The organism is Yersinia sp. FDAARGOS_228 (assembly GCF_002073315.2).
GTDB classification, from domain to species: Bacteria; Pseudomonadota; Gammaproteobacteria; order Enterobacterales; family Enterobacteriaceae; genus Yersinia; species Yersinia intermedia.
Genome location: NZ_CP020409.2, coordinates 61829 through 85060, shown reverse-complemented (window position 1 = coordinate 85060; position 23232 = coordinate 61829). Strand labels below are relative to the sequence as shown.

Below are 23232 nucleotides of genomic sequence, written 5' to 3'. Positions count from 1 at the left end.
GATCTTCACCATGAATGGACTAAAAACCCCGCATTCACTTGCGTGGAACACGTTGCACAGCGAACCGCTCGCAACCCAGTTGGCAATGTTTCGCCAAGCCAGTGCACAGATCAATGCGCAGGATGTTAAATCCGGTTTTCGCGCGTTCGCGACCGATTTGCTGGCGCGCGGTCTGATCGACATGTCCGAATACGTCGCGATTTTTGGCGGTACGGCGCTGCATTATCTGACGCCGCATGCGACTGGATCATTTTGTGATATGCACACTGGCGCTGACGCGACAACATTGGCGGGCATTTATAGCCGGGCGAAATATGGCGGAGTGAGCGAGATACGCTATCTGGCGCGGTGCGTTATCGACTACCTGGCCGCAGAACTGGATGACACCACCTCCTCATGGTCAGGGTTGTTTTGCCAGGCCAAAGAGGAGGGGGAGAATGTTGTGATGATGACCACTGGCTGGCGTAATGTGCCTTCCATGGCCAATGTGCTCTACGATATCGTGGTTGAGGAAATTAATCTCACGTTGGCGCATAAGGGATTGCCCACCATTATCAACGTCAAACTGCCCAGGATTGCGCCGCCGTGTGAGAATTACGCCAGCCTCAGCCAGGCCGAGCGCGATCGGGTCAATCTCGTGCAGGATCATGTGATCCCGGCGGAGAATTTTTACCGCTGGAGCGGCGTGCATGTCATTTTTGGTGATGACGTGCTGGTGACCGGGGCAACTGCGGACAAAGTGTTGTATGAATCGCTGTGTAACGGTGCCCGGTCGTTTCGTGCCATTTACCCTGTGGCGCTTGATCCCCAGGTGGCATTAACTGATGCGTCGGTTGAGGATCGCCTGAACAGCGTGAGCGTGAAGCAGCATCTGGATGAAACCGTCGCGCAACTGCTCTCTGCGCCGGGCTATCAGCCCATTCTGCGTGCGTTGCGTCTGTTATTTGGCGAAGACAACCGGGATAGTTTACCGGCTTTCCTGCCAAATGTGCCGGTGCTGACCTGGCTTAATCTGTATAAATCAGCGTTAAATAATGAGTTTTTGGCTCAGTCTGCATGCGCGCCATCGCTGGTGATGCTCAGAGCACATCTGACGCAAAATGGGCTGCTGAGTACGAAAGGTAAGGTGCTGGTGAAATGACCTCCAACGCTATCCATTACGTCAGTTACTGGGAAAACGCGCCGGGTCAGACCATGCCGGCCTATGTTGCTCTGGCACTGGTTTCTATGCGCAGAGCGCTAGGCGATCGTTTTCTGCTGCTTACGCCGCGAACGGTAAACGAGCACATCGATGCTGATATCGTGAATAAAGCCTGGGCCTTTGAACCGCTGGCCTTTACGCTGGCAAACGGCATTGAAGCAATTGTGGCGAAAAGCGATTTCATTCGCATGGCGTTTGTACATCGCTGGGGCGGGGCATGGTTGGATGCGGATACGTTGCTGTTCAGGGATCCGACGGCGGAGTTATTCCCGACAGGGCTGAGCCGTAAATTGCACTGGCATAGCGAGTGTATTTTCGCGTCCCTGCCGGGAAACCCCATACTTGCGCAAGCCTTAGCGATAGGGCTTGTAAGCGAGAATCACGCTTGGGGTAATCCTGGGCGCATCAAAAATATCATTGCCCAGACTGCTGATGCGGCCATCCCGATTAACGGAGAGGTCATCGATCCTGGACACCGTCCGCTTTACAACTTTGCTGGTTGCGAGGTGATGCGTCGCACTGATATTGCCGTCGGGGCATTTTTGATCAACGACGTGGCCATTCTAAAACTTTACAACACCTATTTCCGGCGTACCGAAGCCCGGAGAGAAACCGTGGCTGAATTCTTGGCGGGCGGCTCGTTGCTGGCAAAACTGTTTTTGCATATTGAGGTGGATGCGGATTACTGGATTGATGAAAGTGACAAATTGATAACCTCCGTAGCCTGAGTGCCGTGTTCGCCCAGTACGATAGCCTCAGCGGGTAAGTGGAGTCGACAGTGCGTGGCGCCGTTGAGGTTAATGCGCGGCGCGATCGCTTCGTGAATGGTCGGCGTTCGGCGGTGTGGCGAGCCGTGGGCAACATATAACCACGCGGGGATGCATTCAGGTAAATGGCTGAATTCAAGTTCAATGCGCAGTAGATCGAATATCTCGGTGGTGCGTCCGCTGGGTGTCCAGGCCAGCGGGGCGGTACGGTGATCGGGCCGCACGACTGCGACAGGAACGCTGAATTCAAGGTTGATCGTCCCGGCATAACAGCCTGCAACCTCAGGAAATTCTTCACTGATTAACGGCAGTTGTCGCGCTAGCGTGCCCGTAGCCACGCCCAGTCCAGGGATGATTCTGGCGTTAAGCAACATGCTGTTTTTCGCTTCTGCTGGCAGAGTTAAGAGATCCTGCAATGAGTTCATTAATGACGTTAGCGAAAAAGCATTCATCTCTTTTTTGCCTGTACGACGGAGTGTGTCCGGCTGTTGCACGCTGTAGATCACCCGCGTAAAAGGTGAGCGAGGTGGCAGCCATGGATTGTGTTGACCTGCAATCAACGGGTAGATCGCCACCAGCTTCGCCTCAAGGCCGACAGCCATATGCACAATGGCTGTATCCACACTCACAACCGCTTGGGCACGGTAAATATATCCTGCAACCTTTTCGGGCGTTAGCCCATCGCGCAAGACCGCCACATTATCGCGCGCAACTGCGCTTTCCAGATGCTGTGCGCTGTGTAGCGTTGCAGGGCTGCAAAGAATGCCCACGGAATGGCCGGGAAACTCGTCGGCGATAGCTTGTAGAGCTTCTGTTGCACGGGAAGGGGATAGCCCCTTGTCTTTTCGGCTGGCATAAGGATTAAATAGGATTTGAGGGGAAAGCGCCGCAGGCGGGAGTTCCGCAGGCAACGGCACAATGTACTGAGTGTCGATCACTTTCGCGCCCAGGTCCTGCAGAATATACTGGTACTGCTCCACGATGTTGAGCGTGTTCGCAGCGAAACCCATTTTACGATTCACACATCGCAGCGAATCATCAAGGGAATAGAGACTCGCCGGGCGGAGTAACCGCATAAAAATGATTTCGGCAGGTTCCAGTCGTCCGACTAGATGGACAACGACATCGACATTACTTAGCAGGTTCACCAGTCTGTGTAATTCACCGAGCCCTGGATGCGGATGCGTAATGATGACTTCATCCACACCGAAGGTGCTGGTATGCATTTCCGCTAACTCGTTAACCGTAAGTACAGTCAATCGGGCATTGAGCTTACGCGATTCGCGAAAAAAGAAAGAAGATACGATGGCGTCGCCTAATTTTGCATCCCAGCGAAGCAGGAGAATATGTAGTTTTTCGCCCGGGGGCTTCGCGGGCAGAGGTTTGTCCGCCAGCAGGCGAAATATCAGCCTGGAAACCGCTTTGCGTAAAATCTGTAAACTCAACAATGTGCTCACCAGTCATTTGTTCAGAGGGCTGATTCCCACCACACGGTTTTTTCAGCGTGACGTGGCGTATTCTAATCGTGAATGAACAGCACATGACATCACTATTATCTCTCGGTCGATTTTTTCCTGTTTTACATGGTGTTCATCGCATCACAGGGTAATCCTCAAAAAGTGCATAGAACTAAAGTGGGTATGCCTACAGAAACACTACGACCGTTATGATTACCTGACTGAAAAGCGTAGGGCGCTTGAAATCTGGGAAGATCGGATCAACAACTATCAGCGACAGCAGGAAAACAACGTTGTGAACTTGTTTGGGCGGAGGTAAGGGCTTGTCAAAATATGAGCTTCATTCAGCGGAAGAGCGGTATCAGCCTGGCTCTGGTGATTTGGTGCTGTCTAATAAACTGGGGATCATTGATGAACAGGAAATGGAGGCGTTGGAGTCTGGCTTGCTGCTGATGCTGTATGAGCAGCTATTTATCGAAGGCCAGCCGCCTGCTGTATTGGTATTTGAGAATATCAGTGGGTGGCATCGTCAATGGCTGGGGAATGTGTATGATTGGGCTGGGAGGTTGCGTAACGCTAACCTGGCGAAGGACGGCTTCCAGTTTGCTGCTGCCGACAGGATCCCGCTGCTGATCGCTGGTTTTGATAAGCAGTTTCTCTCCCGATCTGGTGAACTGAAATTCCTGGCTCGCCCGGAGCTGGTTAGTTATCTGGCTCAATGCCACGTGGAGTTTATTTTGATCCATCCATTCAGAGAAGGTAACGGGCGTCTTTCGAGATTGCTTTGCGATGTGTTGTCGGTTCTGGCGGGGAAGGGCTTACTGGACTACAGCCTGTGGGATGAGCACAAGGCATTTTACTTCAAGGCAATACAAGCAGGTGTATCAGGGAACTACAGTCCCATGATGCAACTGGTGAGTGATATCTTGCCAGATTAGCGGGCGAGGCCGACGGCTTTCACCTGTGCCTGATTTTGCTTGAGTTGCTGCTCAATTTTTTGCACAGAAACACCCGTCTCGATCGCGGTGGAGCTGGCGACGGCACGGTAGATTTGAGTCTTGGTGATCTGGGTGTGTACTGTTTTTTTTGTCATGTAGAAAGCCTCGTTGTTTCAGTCATGATTCTAGTTCGGATACAGAAAGCTTGGTGTAGCGCTGTGGGCCTTGATTATCCATACTACGCAACCTTAGTGAATTTCCCAAAGAATCAGTCATTTAAGTTTGACAGGTGCGATGCTCTAACTCGCGCCCCTGTTTATGAGGACTTCCTTTTGCGTCTGGCTTATCTGGCTAAAGAAAATACAAAAGATGTCCACCACGGCTACCGTAACTTTGGCACGAGCCTGTTAAAGTAGGCTACGGTTACGACGGTGTAGGTTGTTCCGTGCAACTCGACGGCGGCCTTCTCTGTGTGGGAAGGCCTTTTTTTACGATGCCCTTCTAAGAGTCAAGTGGTTATTCGAGTACTGTTTATTAGCCGATTTTGATTGCGGAGCAAGGTATAAACTTCACGTACTATATATAGTTTCAGACAATATGAAAGTTGCGAATGTCACTGCCCTACCTTTTTGTTTGGCGATAACCTTTAACGCTGTTGGTACTCTCCCCGACGAGACGTCAACACACCGCCAAAGACATTCACCAACAAACCGGCAATAATCACCAGAGCGCCGATAATCTGTTGAGATGAAAGTTTTTCACCCAGTATTAAAACAGCACTCAAAATACCGACAACGGGTACAAGTAACGACAGGGGTGCAATTCGCCAAGTTTCATAGCGGCTTAACAAAGCCCCCCAGATGGCGTAACTGATGATGGTGGCAATGAATGCCAGATAAATCAAAGCAAGGAAGGTCTTCACTTGAATATGCACCAGGCTATCGATCATCGCGGCTTTGCCCTCGAACAGCCAGGAGCAGGCGATAAATGGCACTATTGGCACCCACGCGCTCCAAACGACCAATGACATTATCGGCACTGGGTTATTACGCATGATCACTTTATTCGTAATATTGCCAAACCCCCATGAAAGCGCCGCAGCCAAGGTTAACACCATGGTGGTGAGCGTGACACCTCCAGAGTGCGGCCCTTCCAAGCCAGCGACAGCCAACATAAACATACCGATCGTCGCAATTAAAATTCCGGCGATATGGTTCCATTTCAATTTTTCGCCAAGAATCAAAGCCCCTAACAAAATGGTAAAAAAGGCCTGCGCTTGTATCACCAGTGATGCCAACCCGGCCGGCATACCCATTTTTATAGCCAAAAACAAAAAGGCGAACTGGCCAAAGCTGATGGTCATGCCATACGCTACTAACCAACGAATAGGTATCTTTGGCGGTTTAACAAAGAATACGGCCGGAAAGGCCACCAATGCGAAACGCAAGCCAGCCAGTAAAAACGGCGGCATCGTCTGAAGCCCCATTTTTATCACGACAAAGTTAACCCCCCAGGCCAAAATCACACACAGAGCTAACAATATATCTCTAACTGACATGGTGCCTTCCTTCCATCACTCGTTCACCATTACCGGAACGGCAATTTCACCGATGCACTGCCGGCCTACCACACGGAAATAATCGTCAACACTCAATGAGATCGATTTATCCAGTTCCCCGGCATTGAAATACAACTTGCCGACGCGACACAGACGTTCGTCCACACGCAGTGCCAGCGCTTCGTTGAAGCTAAACGGGGGAACAGCCCCCATCTGACACTGCGTAAGTTCCTGTGCCATCTCAGGTGGAGCAAAACTGGACTTTTTCCCCCCCATTAAGCGGGCAACGCCTTTGAAATTGACCTTGCTGTCGCCTGGGACAATACACAGAACGTATTGTAGCTGCCCAGAACCATTAAGTACCTGTAAAACCATGGCTTTTGCGGCTTGCTGAAGATCATTGCCACGTATTTTGCTAATAGCATCGGAACGTCCTTCTGCCGGATGTTCAATAATGTCAAACACCACCTGATGCATCTTCAGTAGGTCAGTGATTTTCTCAAACGTCGTCATGAAATACCTCTTTTGGCCGAAAGTAGTTGTCAGCTCCAGGCGATTGCCTGCTTCATATTTCTATCTGTAATTCCGAAGAAAAAGCCCATGGTGATACGTGTATCACCGACGACACGATCTATTTCATGGTAATAAGCCGGATTGAAGATATAGATATCGCCACTGAGCGGATAGAACTCGCAACTTTCACACCCCTCTTTTATGCCATCGCGGTAACCCAGTTCACCTGGCGTTTTAAAACGCTCATCTTCCGGCTGCCATTTTTTGTTGTAGATGCGCAAGGCGCCGCCATCGTTGCACTCCTGTAGGCAGACAACGCAGCTAAGCTGGTGCAGGATTGCCGTGACGATCAAGCCGCTACCGGCAGCATCACGCACGATGTGATCGTTATGCAACGGATTCGCCACACCATTAGCATGAAAGCGCACGATTGAGCCGGAATAAGAGCCGTATTGAGCTTCATTGGCCGTATCCAGCACGTCTAACTTCAGCACCTTTTTAACCCATTGATAAACATTTCTCTGCAATGAGATGAGTGATTGTGGCAATAAGGGTTGGATATCTCGCAGTTCTGTAAAATAATTTTCCGGTGCGGAGGTATATTTGGCCAAATACGGCCCCAGGGTAGTCAGCGTTCCATTTGGGTAATGAGAAACCCGAATGTTTTCTCGGCATTGCTGCAGCTCGCCAACCACGGCATTCCTGACTTCCGATTGCAGAAAATTGCGCAAAACCAGAATTGGCACGCGTGCAGTAATAATGTCATCTAGCCAGTCAGGCTCCATAAGCATCGTCGGTTCAATCACTCGGATTTGATGTAAAGTGGTCATAGATTTACTCCATCAAGGATATTTCATACAGTTCATGATTGTGCATTTGGCGCCAATGAGACGCCTCTCCCAGAGCCAAAATTGGCTCCGATGCAATGTATTGAGTGTTGCCATGCCGATACATATGCATCGTGAAATAACGCGGAAACGGTGTGTCTTCGGTATGCCATTGCCAAGCCCAGGCTTTATTATTCGTAATGAAAAAAGCGTTGCCCGAGCTACCACCAGGCGCCAGTTGTGCCATTTTCCCTATAAGGTAAGGACGTGTTAAATCCGCCGGCGTTATATGATCGACGATATATTTCAGGTATTCTTCCGAATCAAAGCGCGAGGCATGCAAGCCGAGGTGCGGATAAACGGTTGGTAAAAAACCGTTATGCATCAGATACCATGGCGTACTATTACATTGCCGAAATAACGGATGAGAAAATTGGACGCCTATATTTTTGCTCAACGTGGCGTGGCGTACATGAACCGCCAGAAAACGAGTGCGAATATTGGCGATATCAATCCCCGGTAGTGCATCGGCAAAAGCCTCTGTACCACGCAATGTGCACACCTTGCCCTTCTCCAACCATAGACACCCCCAACCATTAGGGTGTTCCGTTATGGGGCCATCATGCTGCGCTGTTTCACCGCAGCACATGGCTCGCGCGGCATCCATGACCTGCTGCACCGAAAACTCGCCACGCGCCAGGATCATTCTGCACATTGCATCCCCCCACGCGCAGATACCTGCGTCTTTGCCATGAGGCTATGGAAGACCGTCAGGATCTCCTGCCGGTCACTCGCAGTCAGACGCAGCGTACCCAGGATACCGGCATGGCGGGTCAAGTCTGCATAGAGAGTGGATTCGCTTGTGACATTAAGTTGCGGAAAGTGAACGGGGGGCAACACGCGGCCACGCTGATTTTGGTGTACCCATAACTCGGCAGCGGAAAGACAGGCTACTTGACGCAAGCGTAGCTGCCCTACAGCATGCGAGTGCTGTAAATCGGCAATGCCCTCGAACGATTTTCCTTGCTCGATATTGAAGGCGATCTCTGCCCAGTTCAGACCGGTAGTCTCTCTAACCAGATTAACTACCCCCATACCCGATAAGCGAAAACCCATTTCGAGAAAATATGGCACACCCTGAACTACGATGAAATCGATATGAAACGCTCCCTGCCGATAATCAAAGGTTTCACAACATTGCCGCATCAAGTTGACAAATGAACCAGGTAATTGACTGGCACCGATGGCCACATGTCCTGACTCATAAAAACTGATGTTACCGTCGTTATGCTCCGTTATTTCGATAACTTTTTGGCAACACGTCAGTGCCCATGGCTGTCCATTACAGACCACGCCTTGTAACGAATACTCTTCGCCTTGCAGATAACTTTCAACGATGAACCCGGAAAACGAGCGGCCACCATAGTTCATGGTGGTCGCCAGCTTATTGATGGCGGCATCCAAATCTTCCGGCGATGTAACCAGCCAAATGCCCAGACCTCCGCCACCATCGACTGGCTTAATGACGCAAGGGTAAGCCAAAACGTCGCGTGCACTTTTAATACTGGGTACTGAGGAAAAAAAACGAAAGTCTGGTTGCAAGCATGCCGCGCTGGCCTTTTTTAAAGCCATACGCTGGGCATACTTATCCAGTGGGATAAAGCTGTGATGATCAGGCGAATGGCTGACCATTGCCCGTACACGGCCTGCACTCTGGTTATAGGCCTCAAAACCGGCTAGCACTACCCGGGGCTGCTGCAAGAACCCCGCGCTCATGTAAGCTTGCAATACTTCTACGGGATTCTCGGGGTGGTTAACGGGCAAAATCATATCGAAGGGTAACGACACGCATAGCGATTGATAGTCTATAAAGTCTCCCATTTCGATCAGCACGGTAAAATACCCCTGACGTTGAGCCACTGCGCAGTAAGGGTTCTGCCCGTCACGCGTCGCCCCAATTTGAAGAAAGATGTTTTTCATCACTTGGCCTCTTTGATTAACGCCCAGAAATGACTTCGCTGGCAACGCGCTTTGTCACGCCATTGCTAACCTGAATGACGGCTTTATGCGGATCAAAACGGAGTATGCGTGCCAGTGGATCGGTAGATTTCCCTTCCAATAATGAACTCACCAGCTGACTGCGATAACACTGACGCAGTTGAGGTAAGGTAAGCCCGGAAAGTTGCTGCAAATCTTGGCTCAGGGGGATGTTGCTCAGCTCATCGCTACCCTCAAGGAGTGCATGAATCGCGTTTGCCGAAAAACGAAGATTTTCCTGCGCCAGATAAGACGCCAAATTTTTCCCCCGCTCAGTAAACGGTGAATAGATCATGCATATAAGCTGTTGGGTCGTGAGGTTGAAAGCATCCAACGCGAACTGTTCTGCACGTTGCCGCTGGCTGACAATGGCATCATCGTCCTGGTAGCGCAGAGCCATTTCCGCGATTAAGTGAGGCGGGAAATCTTTCTGCTGCATGAGCCCCAGCGCAAAGCGAACATATTCGCGAATACCCTCGGCATAGCTGCGTTTCAGCAATGTCTCCGCTCGCAAACCGCGAATATGCGCCATCAACGTTGGATTGCCACAATCCGATTCGGAAAAACTAAACATCATTGGGTCAAAACTGAACTTCATGAAATCCTTTAACAAGCCCCAGTGTGCCCCCGCTTCATAGGCAGTGTCCTGATAGATATTGAAGAACAGAGGGTCACGCGCCAGCTTGTAGGTAATGCGATGAGCAGAAGTGACGTTTTCAGCACCGTAGATGTTGCCAAAATACGCTTTCGCCACGCCGTCCAGCGTTTCGAGAAAAGCGGAGAATCCGTGAGAATACTGACCTTTTGGCGCGTCAAACAGACGGGAAAGGTGACGCGCCCAAGCGACATAAGCCGTTTGCTCCTGCGGGGAGTCACCAGTGATGATGATATCAGCTCCTCCATCGTAATGGGCGGCGAGCCCGAACGAGTTCACCATGCTCAGGTTACAGGCGTTGCAAAAAGTTGAACGGGCATCAGCCTGAAACCGGTGGCCATTCATTAAGACATCCATACGATTTTGCCAGCGTACGGCATCCGGCATGCTCAAGTGACGTTCGAAAGGGCGAATCAACAAGCCGTCAGTTACTAAGCATTCCACTAATTCATCACCGTGAATATTTAGCGCTCGATATACCCGATCAATATTTTCCATCACACTGTCATTCATTCCCGCATGACGATTAGTGCTAATCCGCAGGCGGAAAGTATCGCCCTGCTCGGTCCATACCAGCCCCTGTATATACCGAACATAAGCAACCATATAGCTACTATCCTTTCCTCCACCATAAGCGAGCAATACTCTCTTTTGGTTATTCCCTTGCCCATCATTTAAGGCAAACATCAATCTTTTCGCACATTGTTTAGCGGAGGAGATAATAGATGGCGAGAGATATTTTTCGATGTTTATCATCATCTCTGAGAGATTACTCATATTTTATCCTTTATAAATAATGAGTTATTTAACTACAAAGAGAGTCTTGGCCAATTTTTAACCAAAACTAAAATAAAAAGACTCCTGTGGGGGAATATTCTGATTCCATTATTTCTAAGTCTTGATAGTTAAACTACTATCAAAGTAATCACTTTTATACGCACAGATCGGATCGAAATGGAGTGGAACAGATGTCTGTTGAAAACGCGGAGCAAGGAAGGTCAGGCAGCCGATATCGCCAGATTACCGAACAGATAAAGCAGGCCATTCATGCGGGTTTGTTACTGCCCAATACGCGTTTGCCTTCGGTGAGAACCTTAGCCACTCAGTACCAAATCAGCCTGACAACCGCATTAAAAACCTTGCGCACACTGGAAGATGAACATTACGCAGTGGCAAAACCCAAATCCGGTTTTTTTGTCGCGTCACAGCAACACATTCAGCAAAAGAAGCCTGCTGTTGTCGAACAGCCACGCGAGATTGCGCCACTCGATGAACAAACGGAGTTGCACATGGCAATGGTCGGTGAAAATTGCCGTGTTCGTTTGGATCTGGCCAACGGTGACAGCGCCTTGTATCCCATCAAAAAGCTGAGTTTGATCATGCGACAGCTAGGCTACAGTAAGCCATTTTTACTCGGGGATACGGTAAAAGGTACCGGTTATGCGCCGTTAAAAGCGGAAATAGTCCGACGAGCGATAGACTACGGGTGCAATATCAACCCAGATAACATTTTAGTGACCAATGGCTGTATTGAAGCTCTTTCGCTCTCGCTGCGTGCAACAGTAAAACCGTGGGATGCGGTCGCCGTTGAATCACCGTGCTATTTTGTTTTATTGCAAATGTTACGTAATCTCAACTTACGGGTGATCGAAGTCGACGCCTGTAATGAAGGCTATGTTGACTGCGAAAAGCTGGTTGCACTTTTCCAGAGAAAAGCCGTTAAAGTATTTGTTACTCTCGCCAATATTAATAACCCTCTGGGAAAAGTAATACCCAATGAGAAAAAAGCCTACATCACCCGACAAGCGGATGAAAATGATGTGATCATTATTGAAGATGATATTTTTGGTGATACGGCCTTTGGCGAGCAACGACCTTTTCCAATGCGAGCCTTTAGTCCGCACGTCATTTTGTGCAGTGGTTTTTCTAAAACGGTAGCGCCTGGCGTACGCATAGGCTGGGTGCATAGCAACAGCTACATGCGCAAAATCACCTCGTTGAAGTATACATCGACTATGGGTTCGCCAATATTACCGCAGGCAACCATTAGCGAATTACTAAGAAATGGGGGATATGATGCTCATTTACGTAAGCTAAGACGCGAGCTCGCCTGTCAGATTGACAAGCTCCGTCAGGCAATACTACAAAAATTCCCCTTGGGGACGAAAGTTTCTAAACCGGAGGGTGGGTATGTGCTGTGGGTAGAAATGCCGAAGAAAGCCTTGAATGTACGATCCCTGTTTATCAAGGCTCGCAGTGCCGGGATCGGAATTGCCCCAGGGCATATTTTTGCCACTGATGATCGCTATGATCACTGCTTCCGGTTGAACGCGGGGTTTGGTTACAACGCTGAAGTTGAACAAGCGATAGCGCAACTTGCACAATGGTGTATTCAATCACTGAAAGAATAATAGTGTGTCACCTTCGGACGTTGGGCAGCTAAGAGAGAAGACGAACCGCCGCCACTCTGCGGAACAGCAGGAAGCCGCCGCTGCAACCAATGTGGTTCAGTTGAAGCGGCGGGATTTGAGAGGATTTACCCCGGCCAAGGCCGAGGTTAGTGACCACTAAACCAGCTTTAATAGCTTCATATCGTAAAGAAGATCACTGCATTCTTCTTCAGCGATGTCTTTTATCAACTCATCAAGGGGATGGGCTGATAAAATTTTTTTAATTTCATTTCGATGCAGTATCTCAGATTGCTCAGGACAACGACCCGCCCATAAAATTAATGTAACCACTTCCAGCATTAATTTTTCGATAGGCAACTCATAAGCATTTTCAAACTGATAGTAGGCATAACCTATCTCGTGTTCACCTTCTGTCCATCCTAAGCCACCCCTGTTAATGTCTTTTAACTTATGGCGACAACAGCGATAACAGCTTTCTAAGAACGACGACTTAATTTCTTGATAATCAATTCGTTCGTAACTCATTTTTTAGCTCCAGGTCTAAGCAAGACACCATTGTTATCCAATACGTTAACTTGGATGCTAGGATATTTTTTCTGGAACTGGTCAACCACCCCCAGGCAACTGCCACATGCTGGACGTTCAGTGAAGATAGTTACCGTTCCTTTTACTGACGTGTTGCTACCTAACTGATCCGCTAGCCACCACCGTCACCGATGAAGTCACCTGTAACGAACTGTGCGAAACCAGTCAGCCCTGCCACGGCTTTGGCACAGATTGGTTGACCGATTCCGGCATCACCGGTGTTGAACAACTAAAAGTCGCCGCTGCAACTGAATGCCTCCGGTGCAGCAGCGAGAGTTGGAGGGATTTAGGGCTTAAGAATAACTGTTACTGTTGTTAAGGCTGATAATCTTCATACTCCCAAGCAAAGACGCGGGAGAGTTTTTGGGCGATTTCCATCCAGTCCTTACCTTCACACCGGTCAATATAATCTGTGATGGTCTTGGTGATCTCATCAAGATCATACTTACGAACCAATAGAGTATGACGCATCAACTCAGGTAGATATCAGTGCCAATATCCTTCAAACACCCACGCTTAAATCTGCCCACCCACTCCTTTAAATTTCTCAATGAACGCGCCGATTTTCTGGAAAACGGACTGCTTTTTAGTTTTGTATTGCGGGTTTAACGGGCTGAGTTTTGGTAACGTCTCGTTTAGCTCAGTACCATTTTCGGTGGCATACTCTCGTTTCAGGGACGTACGAATATAACGTTTGGCAGCCTCTTCATTCAGGTTTTCTTCTTTTATCAATGCGTCTGCCTCACGCTGCTGTTCGCGCTGAGCAAAAGCGAAGAACGCATCAATAATCCCGGCCTTATCTGGCAGTTCATCAAGGTTCGTCTGCTGAATAAAATCAATGACCAGCCCTTCTTTGGCACGGTTGCCCAGGCTTGAGCGGATAAGACGTCTGACTTCTTCGGTCAGCCCGTCTTTACTCTTATTCTGTTTGTTATGCTCGAATATCAGACCGAGGATATAATCCAGGTTAATCTCCTGAGACTTCAACAAATCTACCTCAAACACCACATCATCCCAATCGGTGGTTGAGTCATCCTTATCATTCGCTGCCTTTTCGCGCCGCTGCCAGTCGCGGATGTCATTGTAGGCTGAACGGTAGTCCTGAAGCTTGCGTTCGGCAGGAAGGCGAATGGTCTGTAAATCAGCGAGCTTCTCATCATCGAGATAATGCTCGGCCTTGAAGGCTTCGAGCGCCCCCGGGTTGCTGGTATCGACCTTCTGGAGCGCTTTTAGCGTGGCAAATTCGTCATAGTTTTGCAGAATGTTTTCGGCTCTCAGATACTCACCAAACAGCTTCACGAAGGATTTTCTCTCTTTCTCGCTGTCAATATTCGCCGGGTCTGGGAACCGGTGCTCAAGTTCTGAGACCACCGCCATAAAGCCACGCTTCGCTTCACCGGTGACGATATCGTTAAAGCCTTCCATGTACTCTTTGTAGCTCTTTTCCAGCACCACATTTTTGGTATTCTTATCACCAAACAGCGTAATAGCGTCAATCGTCGCGTGTTCCAGATTACGGAAGGTCACGATATTGCCGAAGGTTTTGGTGGCATCATAAATGCGGTTGGTGCGTGAGAATGCCTGCATCAAGCCGTGATAACGCAGATTCTTATCCACAAACAGGGTATTCAGCGTTGGAGCATCGAAGCCGGTTAAAAACATGCCCACGACAATTAACAGGTCGATATCCTGATTCTTCACGCGCTGCGCTAAATCGCGATAATAGTTCTGAAATCCATTGCTGTCGGTACTGAAATTGGTTTTGAAATGACGGTTATAGTCTTCAATGGCCGCATCAAGAAATTCTTTGGCGCTGCTGTTCATGGCACTGACATCGAAACTTTCATCGATAATGTCACCGACCGCATTCTGTTCTTCGTTCGCAGCGAATGAATAGATGGTCGCTACCCTAAGTGGCTTACGGGTGTCAGTATGATTGTCGGGCCCCTGCTGTAACTGCTTAAAGGCTTCATAATAGGCTTTGGCTGCATCCACACTGCTAACCGCAAACATGGCGTTGAATCCTTTTGCCCCCGGAAAAGTACGATGGGTTTTCTGACGGTAATTAGCAAGAATATAGCGGGTAATTTCCTCAATACGGCGCGGATGTAGAAAAGCCTGATTGTTTTCAGCTGCCGTGAGTTTCTTGTCGTCGGTTTCGTTTTCAAGCGACTTAAACTGTGGGCGGACATCGTTATAATCCACCTTGAATTTCAGCACTTTCTCATCACGAATCGCATCGGTAATCACGTAAGAATGCAGTTCGCGGCCAAACACGCTGGCGGTGGTTTCAGCGCCCAATGCGTTTTGCGGGAAAATGGGGGTACCGGTGAAGCCAAACTGATAAAAGCGTTTGAATTTCTTTTTCAGGTTCTTCTGGGCCTCACCAAACTGGCTGCGGTGGCACTCATCGAAAATGAAGACGACCTGTTGCTGATAGACCGGTAAGTCGGCTTCCGCTTTCATCAAGTTATTCAGCTTCTGAATTGTGGTGACGATAATTTTGTTATCGTCTTTATCCAGATTCCTTTTAAGGCCAGCAGTATTGTCAGAACCATTGACGCTGTCCGGGGAGAAGCGCTGATATTCTTTCATGGTCTGGAAATCGAGGTCTTTACGGTCGACCACAAAGAAGACTTTATCAATGAAGTCCAGTTCGGTCGCCAGACGTGCGGCCTTGAAGCTGGTCAGGGTTTTACCTGAACCTGTGGTGTGCCAGATAAAACCGCCGCTTTCCGGGGTTGACCAGTTTTTGGCTTTATAGGAGCTGTTAATTTTCCATAAAATCCGCTCGGTGGCGGCAATCTGATACGGGCGCATCACCAGCAGCGTTTGGCTGCTGTCAAACACGCTGTAGTCAAACAGCACATTGAGCAGGGTATGCTTCTGGAAAAAAGTGGCAGTAAAGTCCTTCAGGTCTTTAATCAGCGTGTTATCAGACTTCGCCCAGTTCATGGTGAAGTCGAAACTGTTCTTATTCCGCTTTGTGGTATTGGCAAAGTAGCGGGTATCGGTTCCGTTGGAAATGACAAACAGTTGCAGGTATTTAAACAGGGAGTTGTCACCGTTAAAGCTTTCCTTGCTGTAACGGTGTATCTGGTTAAAGGCTTCACGTATTGCTACGCCGCGTTTTTTCAGCTCGATTTGAACCAGCGGCAGTCCATTGACCAGAATAGTGACATCGTAGCGATTGGCGTGCGTACCGGCTTGCTCGAACTGCTTGATCACCTGCACTTTATTGCGAAGCGTGTTTTTTCTATCTAGCAGGTAGATGTTCTGAATACGGCCATCGTCGAAGACGAAATCATGAACATAGTCGTCATGAATCTTACGGGCCTTTTCGACAACGCCATCGCTGGGCCTATCCATCCAGGTTTCCACAAAGCGACGCCATTCAGCTTCCAGAAACTCTACATTATTAAGGGATTGCAACTGTTCCCTGACATTATCCAGCATAGCCCTGGCGTTGTTCAGGGTTGGCAGATATTCATAGCCTTGGTTAACCAAATCCTGAATCAGCTCACGCTCCAGATCACCTTCACTCTGGTAGCTCTCGGTAATCTTCCATTCTTGGCTGTATGTATCCAAAATGATGAAGTTATTGGATTCAGTAATTGTCTTGGTGCAATCAACCATTTTTTTGTTCCTGCTGCCAGAAGCCACAGTTGTTCTTTAAGTGATCGAGCAACAGCTTGACAGTCGCTTTCTCCGCTGGCGTTGGCTCTGCAACGGCTTCATTCGATAGCGTGCTGTGGCTTGTAAAATTGATGATTCTGCTCAGATAAAGCTGCTTGTCGTCAGGCAAGAGTTCAGACCACTTAGGGTAGCCCAGAAAGCTGGCCGTTTTCTCATAAAGATTGCGCAGTAACGTGAAGTGATATCTTTCAACGTTGTTGTCAGCAATTGCCTGTTCGATGGTTTGTTTTAGGTGGAGATGGTAGGAAAAACTCTTGTTAGAGTCGCCTTGTTTTTCTGTAAGGGCAAATGTGCCATCCTCAAAATTCTCCAACATGTAGCAAGCTTTACCCTTCAACTCATTGAAAAGTACATTATAAAATATTGGACTATGTGTTGTGATAATGAACTTCAAATCGGATTCGCTGGATTTGATCAGCCCCGCAAGATTAACCGCCAGCTCAATCAAATGGTTATCATCAAGGGAGCTGACGGGATCATCAATGAATACATATTCGAGTTGATCAAATTCGTGGTTCTCGCGCGCATCCTGGTCGGCGATATTGAGAATTGTTACCACTTGATCCAGTAGGGTGTAAAACACACTCCAGATGAAGTTGCTTTCTTCACCTTTGGATAACTTGATATGGGCGGAACGCTCATCGTTGCCGCGCTCCATGGAAAAAGTGACTTCGGTAAAGTCTATATTGAAGTGTGGCGTTAGCTTGTCATTCGAATAGCGCTGGAAATAACGGATGATATTGCCATCTTGTCCCAAATCTTTGAGCAATGTCAGCAACCAGTTTGTATAGGAATTAGGTTGCACCTTTAGCTTCGGCTCGGCATCTTCTTGCAGATCGTTATCCCAGTAAAACAAGTCCTCTGTGAATGCATTGTAATAGAGGATTTTTTTGCGCGACAACTCGGACTGTTCAGCTTCGCCATCACCTTCTCCGCCATTGACTTTGGGCGCAATCAGTTGCTTGAAATCCCGAGAAAGACGTGTCTTCCCCGTGCCATTGAAAGCGTAGATCAACTGTACCTTTGGTACAGACTTGAGCTCTTCTACTTCCTTGGTGACAGTTTTTTTGGTTTTCCTAGGCGTACTCAACTGTTGGGCTATCTCTGAGAGTGTCTTACTCATCTCATACCTCTGTCACTTCCGGCTTCGGGAAACTAAATAGCATGTCCCGATAATATTCGTACTGCTTTTGGCGCAGCTCGATTTCGCGGGGAAGGCCTTCAGTGATTGAGTTGGTCAGAGTGTCGAATTTATCCATAGTGGATATGATTCTCTTTTGTTCATCCATGGATAGTACAGGGACTCGAAATTGCCTTAGAGTCGTCAGATTGAGCATCCCATAGTTGCGCATTTCAGACTTAAGCTTGTCGTACAAATTAGTTAAAAAATAGAATATGAACTTATCATTAATAAGATCTTGCCTCTTGGATTTTATACTGGCTATATTTTGATTTGTTGATGCTTCGAATTCAAGAAATGCAGTTTTAAATATGGTTGCACCAACAAGTGCTATTAAAGTAGTCTTCTTTGGAAGAAGTTTGGCACTGGATTTTTTCAGTCCTAACTCGCTGATAAAGTTGTTTGCTAAGTAAACAGGTTCATTATTACATGATTCTGATTTTAGCCATGGGATTGTTCCATTATCCCAGTACTCTGGTTTAGATTTTGATGGTGTACCTCCAGAACCGATGTGAAATAAATCTTCATCTCCTAATGTTTTCCACTCAATTTCACTATCATCAAAACTTAGCAACTGATCGCGATAGTAATTGTACTGTTTTTTGCGAGCGGTAAGCTCAGTGGTAAGCTCAGCGCTAAGAGCGGTAAACTTATCCAGAATCCGGACGATTTCAGACTGGATGGCAAGGGATTTTTCCGGATTGTCCGGGCAGGGGATAGGAAATTCAAGTTTTTCAAGTACCGACTTTGAGAGGCGTGGAATACTGGCGCGACGTACTTGCCCTGAAATTTTATTTTTTTGTGTCAACAAAAAATGAAACAAAAACCTGCCATTAATATTTTCTGGCGTGATTGCAAAATGAACATCATCAGCCGCCCAAAATTCATCTTCGCTATAACCAATTTCACCGGCTGCACCCGCACAGATAATGAACGAAGATTTTGCTGCGACATTACATTCATGATAGTAACCTAGTGGTGTCATGCTGTTCTGATAAACCGCATATTTGCCACTGGTTTCTAATTGAGATTTTACAAGCCGTCTACCGCGCTGAAGATCTACAACATCTCCCAATGATTTCCATTCTACCTCAGCTCCATTTAGCAGTTTTTCCAGATAACTTAATTCGCTCATGCTTGCGCCTCACAGCCTTCAATTTCAGCCACAATCGCATCGATGTCTTTACGTAACTGATCGATTTTGCTGACGGTGGTTTTCAGCTCAGCATTCAGTTCAGTGATATCCACGATTTCACGGGTGTCTTTCGCTTCGATATAGCTGCTGACTGACAGGTTATAGTCATTGGCGGCAACAGCCTCAAACGGCACAGACTTTGCCAGATGGTCAGTATCTGCCTTGGTGTCAAAAGCCTGCATAATCTGTTTAATATGCGCATCGGTCAGGATGTTGTTGTTAGCTTCTTTTTTGAACAGACTGCTGGCATCAATAAACTGTACGCTGGTATCAGTTTTGTGCTTTGACAGCACCAAAATGTTAACGGCAATGCTAGTTCCGAAGAACAGATTTGGTGCAAGTGAAATCACCGTCTCAACATAGTTGTTATCGACCAGATACTGGCGGATTTTTTGCTCGGCACCGCCACGGTAGAAAATACCAGGGAAGCATACGATCGCCGCACGTCCTTTGGCTGACAGATAGTTCAAAGCATGCAGCACAAACGCAAAGTCGGCTTTTGATTTCGGGGCCAGTACACCTGCTGGGGCAAAACGTTCATCGTTAATCAGCGTTGGGTCGTCACTGCCAATCCATTTCACCGAGTAAGGTGGGTTAGAGACAATCGCATCAAACGGTTTTTCATCACGGAAATGTGGCTCTTTAAGGGTATCACCCAGCTTGACATCAAATTTGTCGTAGTTGATGTTGTGGAGAAACATGTTCATACGCGCCAGGTTAAACGTCGTATGGTTAATCTCCTGACCGTAAAAGCCATCTTCAATGATGTGGTTATCAAAATGCTTTTTCGCCTGGAGCAGCAGGGAGCCAGAGCCTGCTGCCGGGTCGTAGATTTTATTGACGTGGGTCTGACCGTGCATTGCCAGTTGGGCAATTAGCTTAGATACGTGCTGTGGCGTGAAGAATTCGCCTCCTGACTTCCCGGCATTTGCTGCATAGTTGGAAATCAGGAATTCATACGCATCCCCGAAAAGATCAATCTGATGGTTGTTAAAGTCACCCAGCTTTAAGCCTTCGACACCTTTCAGCACAGCGGCAAGGCGGGTGTTTTTATCTTTGACGGTGTTACCCAGGCGGTTGCTGGTGGTATCGAAATCGGCAAACAGGCCTTTGATGTCTGCTTCAGACGGATAACCGTAGGCTGAGCTTTCAATGGCGACAAAGATGCTGTTTAAATCAGCATTCAGCCTGTCGTTGGTATTCGCTTTAGCGGCAACATTGCAGAAAAGCTGGCTTGGGTAAATGAAATAGCCTTTGGTTTTGATGGCATCGTCTTTAATGTCATCGGTAATGATACTGTCATCCAGCGCAGCATAGTGGACGCTATCATCACCGGCCTCAATGTAGCTGGAAAAATTTTCACTGATAAAGCGATAGAAGAGCGCACCAAGGACGTATTGTTTGAAATCCCAACCATCGACCGACCCACGGACATCGTTGGCAATTGCCCAGATTTGACGGTGTAGCTCTGCACGTTGTTGAAGACTAGTCATTTTTATCCTGATATTGATTTTTGGTTACGGCTATTGATGCGATTCTATCGCACTTTGTTCTTATCGACTGTATCTATAATCAAGTTAAATAATGCCTTATCCGGTAAACGCCGTCGCGGACTCTGAAAGGTTCTACCAATTCCCCACACCTGTGTGCATTAAAAAAATCTTCGGATATATATCATTCTTCTGAACATACCCGATTAACGGCAGAACCTCACGGTTCTGCCGTTTTTGTTTTATTTTCCATAGGAGTAGTGATGAACAATTCTGAAGGTCTGCAGCCGCTGCAGAACTCACTTTCTGGCTTGCCGCAATGGGTGTCTGAACGCATTCTGCAGCAGATAAATCAGTTAACCCACTACGAGCCAGTGATCGGCATTATGGGAAAAACCGGTGCTGGTAAATCGTCTCTCTGTAATGCTTTGTTCCATAGCGAAGTCACGCCCGTAAGTGATGTCCAAGCCTGCACCCGTGATGTACTGCGATTGCGACTGAACAGCGGTGACCATAGCCTGATACTGGTGGATCTGCCCGGCGTGGGTGAGAGCGAGCAACGGGATAGCGAATATGAATCTCTGTATCGCCGTATCCTCCCTGAGCTGGATCTCATCCTGTGGGTTATCAAAGCAGATGATCGTGCTTTCTCCATCGATGAACGTTTCTACCGGCGTGTGATGACTGACTACCAACAACGGGTGCTGTTTGTCGTTAACCAGGCTGACAAAATCGAGCCATGCCATGAATGGTATGTCAGCGGCAATGCGCCATCACCGCACCAGTTGGTGAATATTGAAGCAAGGCTAGAATCCATTCGCCAGCTATTTTCACCGCATCATCCGGTATGTGTCGTCTCTGCCAGGACTGAATGGAATCTGCCGTCAATGGTCGAAATCATGATGCGTTGCCTGCCGGACCGAGCCACCAGCCCGCTGGCGAGGCAACTGCACGGGAGGTTGTGTAGTGAACCGGTAAAAAAGCAGGCGCGTGAGGGTTTTGGTCATGCGGTTGGCGAAGTGTTTGATTCTGCGGAAGCGGCATCATTTATTCCCGCACCACTAAAAGCCGTCATCCGTATTGTTCGCGATACTGTGGTATCCGTTGCTCGTGCCGTTTGGGACTGGATTTTCTTCTGAGTTGGCGCACCTGCCGTTATCTTCGGGACATACCCTGTCCGTTCTGACGTTTTATAAGCTATCGAATTTGGTATGTTTTCTCTCTAAGCCCCGTCAAAGTTGATTTCGGCAACAGTAAAAAATACGTCTTCTTGTGTCCATTCCCTGTCCCTGCCCCTCGTTAAAATAACTGTTTTATTTTCAGCTGATTATCTCACTGGAGAACCTGTCTCATGACTCAGGCTAAACGCCGTCATGACCGGCTTGCCGTCAGGCTGTCGTTAATTATCAGCCGTCTGGTGGCGGGCGAAACGCTAGATTTGCGAACGTTGGCAACTGAATTTGGCGTGTCGGTTCGTACCCTGCGCCGGGACTTTCGGGAACGGCTGATGTATCTGGATCTAGAGTATCGCAAGGGTCTGTGTCGCTTGCTGTCCGGCGGCCGCCAGAGAGAGCTGGCTGTGATGACATTTGCCCGCCAGTCTGGCGTTGAAGCACTGTTTCCTGGTATGGATAACCATCTGGTCGCTTCACTGTTGAGCGGTCCTGGTGAGTCTCCCTGCCTTATCTGGCAGGGAGTGGCCCAAGCGTCATCCCCAGACTTGGGCGTGTTCACACGACTGGTGAGCGCAGTATCGGAACACCGGAAGGTGACGCTACTGGGAAGCGGTTGTCGCTGCACAGACCTTGCTCCCTATCGCTTGGTTCTGCGTGAGAGAGAATGGTATCTGACGGGTGAGCATCAGGCCAGGATTGCCGTTTTTCCCCTGACCGATATTCGGGCGGTCACGCTCCACAACGGCAGCTTCGCTCCAGATATAGCGATGCGCGACATCCTATCTCACCCGGATTTTCTTCAGGCTTTACCTCACTTTCGCTTTTTCCATTCATTGCTTGTCGCAACTGACGACGGGCTTATACCTCAGAAGGAATAATCACAATGAAATTGCTTACCACTACAGTGCTGGCCGCCAGTTTTTGCCTTGGTGCTGTTTTTCCGGCTGACGCTGGAAATACCGTCGGCACAGTCAAAGCCTGGCAATACATGCAGGCTGACGGTTGGAAATCCGCCGATGGCATGGATGACAATAAGCTGCACAACATGCTCTATCAAGCCAGCGTGATTGATAACTACCCGTGGACGAAACAGTTTCTGCTACGTGTCCGTGGCGGCGGTGCAATTTTCCTGGCTGACAAGAAAGCTCACACCATCCGTCAGCTGAAATTGAATCCACTCAGCGGTAATTACAACGATATTGAAACGGTCTACCAGGGAGAGAATAACGGAAATGGATGTTATTTCGCCATTATTGATAACAAATTCTGGGCAAGAGACGAGGCCGAGCAGAATGTTCTCTATGGCTATCCTCGCGTCGATAATGTGGAAAACGAGCTGGCTAAAATCAGGCAGCAATTCAGCCCACAGGTAGTTATGGTCATGCCGGATAACTGTGTGAATAAACAACAGCAGGCCGTTTTGGCTGCTAAACGTTCGGAAGAAGACCGAAAGCTCCAGCAATGGGTGGCACAGCAAAGTCTCGCTGAATTATGTCGTCGCACAGGAAACTGCTGACCTCTTCTCAATACCACTAAAGGCAAAGATC

Annotated in this window: 22 protein-coding genes and 3 pseudogenes; 10 read left to right on the top strand and 15 right to left on the bottom strand. The window is 48.3% G+C overall.

Annotated elements, in window-relative coordinates:
- Positions 1-10 precede the first annotated feature (10 nt).
- Positions 11-1141 carry a hypothetical protein gene (locus A6J67_RS00430; RefSeq protein ID WP_080608002.1) on the top strand — a complete coding sequence of 377 codons (1131 nt, stop codon included), beginning with the start codon at positions 11-13 and terminating at the stop codon, positions 1139-1141.
- Positions 1138-1929: a hypothetical protein gene (locus A6J67_RS00425; protein ID WP_080608001.1), complete on the top strand. Its 792-nt coding sequence runs from the start codon at positions 1138-1140 to the stop codon at positions 1927-1929. Before A6J67_RS00430 ends, A6J67_RS00425 begins: the two co-directional genes overlap by 4 nt.
- Here the strand turns inward: A6J67_RS00425 and A6J67_RS00420 are convergent.
- Positions 1884-3416: a glycosyltransferase family 9 protein gene (locus A6J67_RS00420; protein WP_192945355.1), complete on the bottom strand. Its 1533-nt coding sequence runs from the start codon at positions 3414-3416 to the stop codon at positions 1884-1886. The two genes, A6J67_RS00425 and A6J67_RS00420, sit on opposite strands and share 46 nt — an antisense overlap.
- Positions 3417-3618: 202 nt before the next feature.
- Here A6J67_RS00420 and A6J67_RS23905 point away from each other — a divergent pair.
- Positions 3619-3744 (top strand): annotated as a pseudogene (locus A6J67_RS23905) (integrase); the annotation flags it as partial.
- Positions 3745-3748: 4 nt separating this feature from the next.
- Positions 3749-4363 (top strand): Fic/DOC family protein, encoded by a 615-nt coding sequence (locus A6J67_RS00410; protein ID WP_192945354.1) that lies wholly within the window; start codon positions 3749-3751, stop codon positions 4361-4363.
- Here A6J67_RS00410 and A6J67_RS00405 read toward each other — a convergent pair.
- Positions 4360-4518 (bottom strand): hypothetical protein, encoded by a 159-nt coding sequence (locus tag A6J67_RS00405; RefSeq protein WP_105165799.1) that lies wholly within the window; start codon positions 4516-4518, stop codon positions 4360-4362. The genes A6J67_RS00410 and A6J67_RS00405 overlap by 4 nt on opposite strands.
- A gap of 36 nt (positions 4519-4554) precedes the next feature.
- Between A6J67_RS00405 and A6J67_RS00400 the strand changes: the two are divergent.
- Positions 4555-4779: pseudogene (locus tag A6J67_RS00400) on the top strand (inovirus-type Gp2 protein); the annotation flags it as partial.
- Positions 4780-5009: 230 nt separating this feature from the next.
- On the opposite strand, the gene A6J67_RS00395 reads toward A6J67_RS00400, so the two are convergent.
- The 6 genes from A6J67_RS00395 to A6J67_RS00370 are packed head-to-tail and all read right to left on the bottom strand — an operon-like array spanning position 5010 to position 10730.
- Entirely contained in the window at positions 5010-5921 is a 912-nt protein-coding gene (locus A6J67_RS00395; RefSeq protein ID WP_080607999.1) for an EamA family transporter, read from the bottom strand.
- Between the two features lie 15 nt (positions 5922-5936).
- On the bottom strand, positions 5937-6434 hold the full coding sequence (locus tag A6J67_RS00390; protein ID WP_080607998.1) for a YbaK/EbsC family protein: 498 nt from the start codon (positions 6432-6434) through the stop codon (positions 5937-5939).
- A gap of 29 nt (positions 6435-6463) precedes the next feature.
- Positions 6464-7264: a hypothetical protein gene (locus A6J67_RS00385; protein WP_080607997.1), complete on the bottom strand. Its 801-nt coding sequence runs from the start codon at positions 7262-7264 to the stop codon at positions 6464-6466.
- Between the two features lie 4 nt (positions 7265-7268).
- On the bottom strand, positions 7269-7976 hold the full coding sequence (locus A6J67_RS00380; RefSeq protein ID WP_080607996.1) for a class II glutamine amidotransferase: 708 nt from the start codon (positions 7974-7976) through the stop codon (positions 7269-7271).
- Complete coding sequence (locus tag A6J67_RS00375; protein WP_080607995.1) at positions 7964-9241, bottom strand: ATP-grasp domain-containing protein; 1278 nt, start codon at positions 9239-9241, stop codon at positions 7964-7966. The genes A6J67_RS00380 and A6J67_RS00375 overlap by 13 nt, the downstream gene beginning before the upstream one ends.
- Positions 9242-9257: 16 nt before the next feature.
- A complete protein-coding gene (locus tag A6J67_RS00370; RefSeq protein WP_080607994.1) occupies positions 9258-10730 on the bottom strand; it encodes a hypothetical protein in 1473 nt (490 codons plus the stop codon).
- A 191-nt stretch (positions 10731-10921) separates the two neighbouring features.
- On the opposite strand from A6J67_RS00370, the gene A6J67_RS00365 reads away from it, so the two are divergent.
- Positions 10922-12364 (top strand): PLP-dependent aminotransferase family protein, encoded by a 1443-nt coding sequence (locus tag A6J67_RS00365; protein WP_080607993.1) that lies wholly within the window; start codon positions 10922-10924, stop codon positions 12362-12364.
- A 4-nt stretch (positions 12365-12368) separates the two neighbouring features.
- Positions 12369-12524 (top strand): hypothetical protein, encoded by a 156-nt coding sequence (locus A6J67_RS23370; protein WP_192945353.1) that lies wholly within the window; start codon positions 12369-12371, stop codon positions 12522-12524.
- On the opposite strand, the gene A6J67_RS00360 is transcribed toward A6J67_RS23370, so the two are convergent.
- From A6J67_RS00360 to A6J67_RS00330, 7 genes and pseudogenes are all read right to left on the bottom strand, one after another.
- Positions 12521-12889, bottom strand: a complete 369-nt coding sequence (locus A6J67_RS00360) for a hypothetical protein (RefSeq protein WP_080607992.1) — start codon at positions 12887-12889, stop codon at positions 12521-12523. The two genes, A6J67_RS23370 and A6J67_RS00360, sit on opposite strands and share 4 nt — an antisense overlap.
- Positions 12886-13017, bottom strand: a complete 132-nt coding sequence (locus tag A6J67_RS23900) for a deaminase domain-containing protein (RefSeq protein ID WP_226967898.1) — start codon at positions 13015-13017, stop codon at positions 12886-12888. Before A6J67_RS23900 ends, A6J67_RS00360 begins: the two co-directional genes overlap by 4 nt.
- Positions 13018-13264: 247 nt before the next feature.
- Positions 13265-13435 (bottom strand): annotated as a pseudogene (locus A6J67_RS00350) (Imm8 family immunity protein); the annotation flags it as partial.
- A gap of 30 nt (positions 13436-13465) precedes the next feature.
- Positions 13466-16585: an HsdR family type I site-specific deoxyribonuclease gene (locus A6J67_RS00345; RefSeq protein ID WP_080607989.1), complete on the bottom strand. Its 3120-nt coding sequence runs from the start codon at positions 16583-16585 to the stop codon at positions 13466-13468.
- The gene (locus A6J67_RS00340) at positions 16578-17768 is read right to left on the bottom strand and encodes an anticodon nuclease (protein ID WP_080607988.1); all 1191 of its coding nucleotides are present in this window, start codon (positions 17766-17768) and stop codon (positions 16578-16580) included. Before A6J67_RS00340 ends, A6J67_RS00345 begins: the two co-directional genes overlap by 8 nt.
- A 1-nt stretch (position 17769) precedes the next feature.
- Positions 17770-18960, bottom strand: coding sequence for a restriction endonuclease subunit S (locus A6J67_RS00335; RefSeq protein ID WP_080607987.1), 1191 nt, complete (start codon positions 18958-18960; stop codon positions 17770-17772).
- Positions 18957-20513, bottom strand: coding sequence for a type I restriction-modification system subunit M (locus A6J67_RS00330; RefSeq protein WP_080607986.1), 1557 nt, complete (start codon positions 20511-20513; stop codon positions 18957-18959). The genes A6J67_RS00335 and A6J67_RS00330 overlap by 4 nt, the downstream gene beginning before the upstream one ends.
- A 260-nt stretch (positions 20514-20773) precedes the next feature.
- On the opposite strand from A6J67_RS00330, the gene A6J67_RS00325 reads away from it, so the two are divergent.
- The 3 genes from A6J67_RS00325 to A6J67_RS00315 all read left to right on the top strand — a co-directional run bounded on the left by A6J67_RS00325 (position 20774) and on the right by A6J67_RS00315 (position 23201).
- Positions 20774-21649: a GTPase family protein gene (locus tag A6J67_RS00325; RefSeq protein ID WP_080607985.1), complete on the top strand. Its 876-nt coding sequence runs from the start codon at positions 20774-20776 to the stop codon at positions 21647-21649.
- Positions 21650-21861: 212 nt separating this feature from the next.
- Entirely contained in the window at positions 21862-22563 is a 702-nt protein-coding gene (locus A6J67_RS00320) for a WYL domain-containing protein (protein ID WP_080607984.1), read from the top strand.
- 5 nt (positions 22564-22568) lie between these two features.
- Positions 22569-23201: a hypothetical protein gene (locus A6J67_RS00315; RefSeq protein ID WP_080607983.1), complete on the top strand. Its 633-nt coding sequence runs from the start codon at positions 22569-22571 to the stop codon at positions 23199-23201.
- The last annotated feature ends 31 nt before the right edge of the window (positions 23202-23232 follow it).